Source organism: Anaerobiospirillum succiniciproducens DSM 6400 (genome assembly GCF_000482845.1).
Classification (GTDB): Bacteria; Pseudomonadota; Gammaproteobacteria; order Enterobacterales; family Succinivibrionaceae; genus Anaerobiospirillum; species Anaerobiospirillum succiniciproducens.
In genome coordinates this window covers 23968-31753 of sequence record NZ_AXWV01000054.1, presented here as the reverse complement: position 1 = coordinate 31753, position 7786 = coordinate 23968, and the positions used below count along the sequence as shown (strand labels likewise).

At 45.4% G+C, this 7786-nt stretch carries 3 protein-coding genes; 1 reads left to right on the top strand and 2 read right to left on the bottom strand.

The genetic code is table 11. From position 1 onward, the window contains the following. Nucleotides 1-40: 40 nt before the first annotated feature. Both H524_RS0108035 and H524_RS0108030 read right to left on the bottom strand, forming a co-directional pair. Nucleotides 41-1027 (bottom strand): 4'-phosphopantetheinyl transferase family protein, encoded by a 987-nt coding sequence (locus H524_RS0108035; RefSeq protein WP_027939849.1) that lies wholly within the window; start codon nucleotides 1025-1027, stop codon nucleotides 41-43. Between the two features lie 129 nt (nucleotides 1028-1156). Further along, on the bottom strand, nucleotides 1157-5983 hold the full coding sequence (locus H524_RS0108030) for a hypothetical protein (protein ID WP_156907582.1): 4827 nt from the start codon (nucleotides 5981-5983) through the stop codon (nucleotides 1157-1159). 907 nt (nucleotides 5984-6890) lie between these two features. Here H524_RS0108030 and lgt point away from each other — a divergent pair. Beyond that, a complete protein-coding gene (lgt, locus tag H524_RS0108025) occupies nucleotides 6891-7679 on the top strand; it encodes a prolipoprotein diacylglyceryl transferase (protein WP_027939847.1) in 789 nt (262 codons plus the stop codon). The last annotated feature ends 107 nt before the right edge of the window (nucleotides 7680-7786 follow it).

Genomic DNA, 7786 nt, shown 5'->3' with positions numbered 1-7786 from the left:
TATTATAACACGCCGCATCCATACATAATGTATGGCTGCCTTATGAATCAGGGCTGCAATTAACTGTAAACGTGTTATAAACCGCAAGAGCGCATGGGATAAAGTCTGTGTGGTCATACAACATAGACTCATTATCGTTAATCGCACCATTTAGGGCAGCCTCTTGTGCTCCATCATGATCCATTAAAAGACCTAATGAGGTGGCAAGTTCTTGCTGCATACTAATTAAAACTGGCGCTATCCTGGCCTTTTGGCACTCCTCAATGTCCTCTTGATGCACAAATACTGATACCATCGCATCAAGTGGCTCGTTAAGATTAATCTCTAATGGCTCATCAAGGCCACAATTAGCATCTACAGTAACACTTGATGGGTGACTATCATGCATGGCTTTGCTAAGCACACACCTTGAACTTCCTGCCGCCTTTGGTAACTTGAAGCAGTAGACCACGCCCTTTGGAACCTCACTTGAGACAATGGTGTGTTCGTACGGATCAATACTCAATACATCCATCTTAAAGATGCTTAGCCCCGTAAGCTTAATTAGAGCCTCTCTTAAGGTCCATTGTTGCGTAAAAAACAAGGCTTTATCTGCGTCGCTCTCAAGCTTCAAATAATAATCAAGCTCTTTATCGCTTAGGACACGCTCAACTAATGGCTTACGTAAGCGTTTAATATTAGCTACCTCAAGATCGATCCCCTGCTCTTTGCTTCCTGTAGATAGGGCAATTAAATCTATAGAGTGGCTAAGATTAAAGTGAACCTCATTGACGCTCTTACTTAAAGTGCCAATAAATGGCTTACCACTTGGTCCAAGCATGAGCGGCGGCAGAGGAGCATTTATATCTAACAGTCCTTGCTCAACTAATGCGAGTTTGAGTAAGCCGCGCCCTGATAGATAGGTTTTACGACGTAGTGGTTTAAATGAGGATGCAGAGTTTAATAAGAACTCATCTTTTGCCACTAATCTATGTATGCAAGGACTAGCTGGACTGACATAAGCAATCTTTAGTTGCGTTTGCTTCATCTATGCTAGATCCTCATTATTGCGTAACGATAAAAATAACTAAGGCCGCTAAGCGGCCTCAAACGTTGCCTCCCCGCTAACTTTAATTAACTAAAGATAAGGGGAGACATAATGAATGTTTAGTTAATACTACTCTTGAGTATCTGCACTAGAGCGACGTATGGTGCGCTTTAAAGATGCGACCTTACGCTTCTTTAAGCTTGCAGCCTCCTCAACGACAGCTTGAGTATCATCAGCCTTGCTGCGGCTGCGGCCTTTGAGAGAGTGAACACGACGCTTTGGCTCATCGCTATCTAATGTTGCAGCGCTTGTAGCTGCTGTAGCACTTGCGGTTACTACACTAGCAGGAGCTGCAGTGCTTGCAGATGGGGCTGAGGCGCTAGCTGCGGCAACCGGTCGCTTTTGAGCTGAAGCATTAGATGCTGATGCCACAGCCTTAGTCAGGCGAGCAATCGACATATCACTCTTTGGAGCCATATCGCTCTTAAGCTTAGCCTCATCATTAATAGCGTTAACATCCACATCCTCTGAGTGAGGTGGAACTACGCCTGACTTGGAACGATCGGCACGAGCTAATACTGCACGAGCGGCATTACGTGCTGCTTCAAGTGAAGAGCTAACAGCCTCAGATGGCTCAGTACGCTCTACATCAGGTACCTCAACCTTCTTGCTAGCATGAGCTGCAATAGTAGCTCTAGCCTTTGCAGCCTCACGAGCGCGATTTCTTGCAGCGCTACGAGCAGCCTCAAGTGCAATCTTAACCTCATCTGGATTAGATGCATTGCTCAGCTGCTTTTTAGCATCATCACGAGACTTAGCAAATGCACGTGCAGCCTCTAAAGCGCTCTTAACATCAGAGGTCACGGCGCGAGACTGAGGCTTTACATCGACCTTAGTCACAGCATCGCTCTTGAGGACCTGTCGTGGTGTAGCTACCTTACGCTCGGTATTTGGAATCTGACGACCAGCGGCTGATGCAGCTTTCTTAACGTTTTCTAAACGATTAATGCGAGCAGCACCTGCGGCAAATGACTTAGGAGTACGAATGGCAGTAGGCAGAGAATCAGGAACAGTTCTGATCATCTTCTGTGGAACTACTACGCCAGTACGCTCTTTAATTGCATTAGCAACTAAGGAGCTTGCAGTACGTGACTGTAATGCTGCTGCAGCCTTATTAGCCACACCATGCTTTGAAACGATACTGCCCTTATCTTTCTTCCAGGCAGCAGCCACAGCTGCGGCAGCTGAACGCTCCTGAGCAGCTTGGCGAGCTTTAGCAATGCGTGCCATAGCATTAGCACGTGCAGCCTTAACCTTTGGATCATTGCCTGGATTTATTGATGAAATTCGACGTAAAGGCTCTTCATTATCAGCTACCGGGAATGACCACTCGTCATCTTCAGGAACATCCTTACGTGTATTAGCAGCAGCTGTAGCCTTAGCGGTATTTACAGCGGCTCTGATGCTAGCGGCCAAATCAGCTGGATCCTCTTCATCCTCATGAGGAAGAACAGGAGTAACTACATTAAACTCGTTGGTTGCAGCCTCACTAGCTGCTGCTACAACTGCAGCAGCAACATCAGGGGAAGCACCCTTCTTAGCTAAGTCAGCAGAACGCATAGCTGCAACCTTGGCAGCTCGCTCTCTAGCTTTGGCAAGCATATCTTGCATACGCTCGGACTTAGTGGATGTTGAAACAGGCTTGCTAACGACACTGTTTGCAGCATCAAATTCATCGCCCTCAAAGCCAGCATCATCCTCTACGCTAGCTGCAATAGCATCCACCGCCTCTTTTGCCTCTGCAACAGCTGCCTGAGAGTCAAAGCCATCTGAGCCGATGCTATCGAGAGTTGAAGCATCAAAATCACTAGCATTGAAGCCATCTGTAAAGGAGCCACTAGTATCGATACTATCGACTGCTGCCAGCATCTCATCGGTATTGAAATCTTCACTACCAGGCAAAGCAGCGGCGGCAGCAGCCATAGCTGCAATATCCTCAGCTAAATCCATAGCATTAAGATCAGCACCAGCAGCTGCAGCTTTAGCTTTAGCAACTTCTGCCTTGATACTTGCTGCTACGCCACCTTCAGCTGGAGCATTTAAAGGCTTAAACTCTTTGTGATGCTTATAGGCATTTTGCAAGAGACCACGGCCCTCAGAGCCAGCATTAGCAAATGCCATCTTTAAAGCTTCTGCTGCGGTACGTGGGCCCTTAACACGAGTCTCACCACCCTCATTTAAGGTTGCAAAAATCTTCTTTGGCTTTGGCTTAGTAGCTGAGGATGCTCTTAAAGCAGCAAGCTTAGCCTGAGCTACCATCTGTGCAGGAGTCAGCGCAGCAGCTGTTGATGCAGCTAAAGGCGCACTCTGAGACTTAAGCTCCTTAGTCTTATCCTCAGAAACACTATCTTTAGCCATCTGAGCTGCAGTAGCTTGAGATTTATCCTCAGCCTGATCATCAGCTGCGGCTGCGGCGGCCTTAGCTGCTGCAACCATGGCTTTAAGATCAGATACTGCCGGAGCGCTTGGCTTTTGGCTATCGCTCTTAGGCTCTTGAACATCATCTGATGCGGCGGCGGCGGCCTTAGCTGCTGCAACCATGGCTTTAAGATCGGATACTGCCAGAGCGCTTGGCTTTTGGCTATCGGTCTTAGGCTCTTGAACATTATCAGATGCGGCGGCGGCGGCCTTAGCTGCTGCAACCATGGCCTTAAGATCGGAGGCTACCGGAGCACTAGGTTTTTGGCTATCGCTCTTAGTCTCCTGAGCATCATCAGATGCGGCCTTGCTAGCAAACTCTGCTTTAGCGGATGTATCTGTGCGTGCAGCTGTATCAGTGCTTGCAGGGGTATCAGTGCTTGCGGCGGCATCTGCCTTGACAACTTCTTGTTCCTTATTGGCCTGCTTAGCGGCATTGAGGTTCTTAAGCTTATTAAGAGCCTCCATGACCTTTTGCTGTCTCTCAAGGTCAGAGATCATGCCAGGGTCATTAGCTAAAGCAGGTGAAATGGTGCTGCCATCGATACCAAACTTCTCTTGAATACCACGACGCATGCGCTCTTCAAGAGACTTAGCCTCTTCTTGAGCAGAGTCGACACGAGTAGTGTTGTACTCGTAGAAACGGGAGGCCTCGTTCTCAAAGTCACCCTCGAGCAAGGAGACGTGATTTAACGCCTCAGCAGCACGATCACTCTTTTCAAGAATGTCGTGTTCCTTATCTTGTTTTTCTAACTCTGCGCTAATTTCTTCACTTAAGACATCTTCAGAGCCTGGAGACATGCCATCTAAGTTCAGCTCAGGAAGCTCCTCACCACCTTCTTGAGCAGCGGCTAAGGTTGCCTGCTTAGCAATACTTGAAGGGGCCTGAGAAGACTTTTCCTCAGACTCGGATACACCCTTGTCTTCATCTTCAGACTGCTTTTCTCTTAAGTTGTGATTGTAAATAGAGAAACTGAAGTTTAAGGAGTCAAGGTTTAAGCCATCAGCAGCTCCATCCTGATTCTCACTTGCATCAGCTTTATTTGCAGAGCTTGACTGATAAGGCTCGCTTTTATTGCTTACCTCACTAGTCTCTGCAATCTTGGCATCGATAGCCTGACGGTCAAAGTCTGTAGCTGCACTATGAGCACCGTCTACCTTAAGCTCATCGTTTTTATCAGGCACATCTTCTGACTCTAATGAGGCTAATACCTCAGCTACAGTCTTGCGCTTGAAGTTTGGATAAACTGGAGATTGCTCTTGATCCTTAGGAGCTGCCTCGTAACGATCGTCATTGAGATCCTCGGCTTGTTGACCTAAAGCATCAGTGAGGTTGTGAGAGTCAAGCTCATCTTGGTTTTCATGCTCAATACGGCTTTGACGAGCAGTAGCTGAGTTTAAGATATCAGCAAAACCAGCTGATGAACTAGCAGTATCCTCAGTAGTTTTCTTGTTATAACTCTTTTGCAGATCAGCTACAGCTTCAGCATCGTCATTATCAATTACATCAAGTAACTGTCCTACCTTGCGACCTGTAAGAGGAACCTGAGCAAGCTCATTACCTACATTCTCTTGGGCACTTTGAGGCTGTGCTGCTTGACCTTGAGCATTAGCCGCATCAATCTTAGCCATTAGGCCAGACCATGGTGATGAGGCATTATCTTTATTGTTTGTATCTGATGCAGACTGTTTTTGCTCCTGCTCTTGTGCAACAGACATAGCAAGAGAACTCAGACGACTCATACGGTCAGCTAAGGCCTCTTTAGAAGGAGTATTAGCATCAGATGCTTTAGCTTGAGTTTCCTTACGTGCAGTTGCGGCTAAGAAATCGTTGCTAAAGTCAGGACCATCATCGGCACTTAAACCCTGCAGCGCAGCGCTACCAAAGCTGTTAGCTGCACTAGTGCTATCTCCGTTAGCATTAGTGCGTGGCTCTGGATAGCTATTATTTTCTTTTAATGGCTTGAATGCGCTGTCTGCACCATCAAGGCTCAGAGGAACATCATCAGCGCTTAAATGTCTTGAGCTAGCTCTCTTATTGCCTTTCTTGCCTGAGGCTTTTTGATTGCGTGCTCCCTTGCCTGCGAGATCTAAATCGTCCTGCTCCTCATCTAAGAACGAGTCCTCTACAGGGAGTACTGGTGCATCATCATCTTCTGCGCTTCTCTTAAAGAGCTTTAAGAGCAAGGCGCGCATTAAGAATAGAAAAGCGACAAAGGCCACACCACCTACGATACCATAGATATGACCAGAATCAGGATCAGGGAATTGCTCAGGAGTAATGCCTTGCGAGAGCAAGAACTCAATTATCTTCCTCGGAAATGCAATAGCTAATGCTAGCGGTACATCACCTGCGAGCATAGCAAAGATACCGAACCTAAAAGTACGGGGAATTAGGCAGAAAATAAGGCCTAAAGCGAATATGGTTGCGCCCATATACGAAAACAGGGCATCTACCGAGGAAACTAGATCAATCATGGAGCACTTAAAGAATAGATAAACAGGCTGTTAACTAGGTCGTCTTATTTAAGAATGTGCCCATCCAAGGACTGATAATTGAGCGGATTAGCACTCAAAGCTTAAGTGGATAGTTCCTTATACACGTACATAACACCTTTGTTATGAACTTGTATTTGGCACTCACAGGCAAACTAAGCCGATAAAGTGCTATCTCACTAACAGCACAGCGCAAGGATGATTGAATGGCCTTAACAGGCCCTAATTCGGTGCATAAGCGCATGCACCAAAGAACATAATCTTATAACGCACATAGCTCTACTCGATTATATCAAAGTCTATCAGCGCAAACTGCAATGCACGCCTCAAAGAGCCATGTTGTCTTATTATTCTCATGTGCGACGTCTTCGCACTATTTTGTGGCGGAGACTTATTTGCCAAACTATTCTTACAAAACTAACCTCAATTTAAAGCCTCTCTAACCTTGTTTTCTTAGCATAGATAAAGGCTTTACAGCTATTTTACGCACGCAATTCGTAAGCTACTTTTGGTAAGAGACTACTCCCCAATACAGAACATGGCTAAGTACTTGATTATGTTGAACGTTACACAGAAAATACTATTTTTCATAATGTCGAAACTAAGACTCAACTTACTCAAGGTATGTAGCGACTAATGCAAAATTTTCAAGCCACATAATAGGGCACAATGAAGATTATCAATCAAGCTAATACCAAGAAATAAGATAAGTTTATATGCCTATACGAACATTTTTGTTCTTGGCTACGAGAACTTAGCTTTTTGAGTAATCCATGACAGCGGATGAATATTTCATGGACAGTCTTACGATAGCTGATCGTTTTCGATATGTAATCTGCCTAACAGCACCATAGCCGTGGCAATAATTTTCCAACATTAGAGAAGTACTATGTTTGTTTGGGACGGAGATCCAATTGCTTTTACCATAGGTCCACTAACCTTGCGTTGGTACGGATTGTTCTTTGCCTCTGGCTTTGTGATTGGCTATTTCATCATGCAGGCTATGTTTAAGCGCCTTAAGTACAACACTGAAGACTTAGACAAACTGCTCGTGTATATCTTTGCTGGCACTGTCATAGGCGCACGTCTTGGTCATTGTCTTATTTACGAACCAGACTTCTACCTGTCCAATCCAATTGAGATCCTTAAAATCTGGAATGGCGGACTTGCAAGCCACGGTGGTACTGTAGGCGTGATTGTCGCCTACTCCATCTATATTTGGCGCTCCAAGAAGTATCGTTTCTTAGAGCTTGCCGATATGCTCAGCATCCCAATTGCGCTCGTATGTTGCTTCATTCGCTTAGGCAACTTTATGAACTCTGAAATTCTTGGAACCCCAACAGATAGTGCGTTTGGCGTTGTATTTGCCCGTTTGGGCGAAGACTTTGCCCGCCACCCTGCTATGCTCTATGAAGCTTGTGCTTACTTTGCCACTTTCATCGTGCTTACCTTCGTGTACTTTGCGATGAAAAAGCGCCCTGATGGTTTCATCTTGGGCTTAATGCTTCTTATGATCTTCACTGCTCGTGTCATCATTGAGCCATTTAAGATCGAGCAGGCAGATTATCAAACCAATGTAGGCATGAACGTAGGACAGCTGCTTAGTTATCCATTCATCATTGCAGCACTAGCTTTGATAATCTTTGTTTGGTACCGCTATAAGAAGAACGCCAAATAGCGTTAAGATAATTTTAAAAATTCTTTTCGTGGATCAAACCATCTTTGCTAGCACTTGTATTTTTGAAAGTTAGATTATTATCTTATTCATTAAAGTTTTAGCATTAT